At 79.2% G+C, this 533-nt stretch carries 1 pseudogene; it reads left to right on the forward strand.

Annotation, left to right across the window (positions count from 1 at the left end):
- Window positions 1-533 (forward strand): annotated as a pseudogene (locus tag IBL26_RS25485) (hypothetical protein); the annotation flags it as partial.

Consider the following 533-nt stretch of genomic DNA (forward strand, 5'->3'; position numbering starts at 1 on the left):
TGGCGGCGGCGATGGAAGCCGCCCGGGGCCGGCCGGTGATCCTGGCGCGGGACCCGGCGGCGCCGGCCAGCCAGCTGCCGGTGCTGGTGCCGCCCGCCGGCGCGACGCGGCTGGAGGGACGGTTTTCCGCCTGGACGTTGCTGGACCTCGCCGCCGAGCTGTTCGGCGCCACGGAGGAGATGGCGCTGCTGGCCGCCGCCGCCGGGGTACGGGCTGATGGGCATGCACCGGCACCTGGCCCGCGCTTCGCCGCGCTGCTGGCCGCCACGCGGTGCGCCGACCCCTTCCTGCGCCGGCCCTGCGGCTTCGCCGAGGCCGCGCGGCTGCTGGCCCTGTGGAACCGGGCGCAGGCGGAGAACCGGCCGGTGGCCGTCTGCCTCGGCATGTCCTGGTGGAAGCGGGAACGGGTGGCGGCGCTGTTTGCCCACCGCGATGGCCAGCCCGGCTTCGCCGGCAGCCCGGCCGCCGCCCTGCGGCTGGCCGGGGCGCGGCTGCGGCAGGCGGGCGAGGGGCGGGAGGTCGCCATTGCCGCC

Origin of the sequence: Teichococcus aerophilus (genome assembly GCF_014490485.1) — a bacterium.
GTDB classification, from domain to species: Bacteria; Pseudomonadota; Alphaproteobacteria; order Acetobacterales; family Acetobacteraceae; genus Pseudoroseomonas; species Pseudoroseomonas aerophila.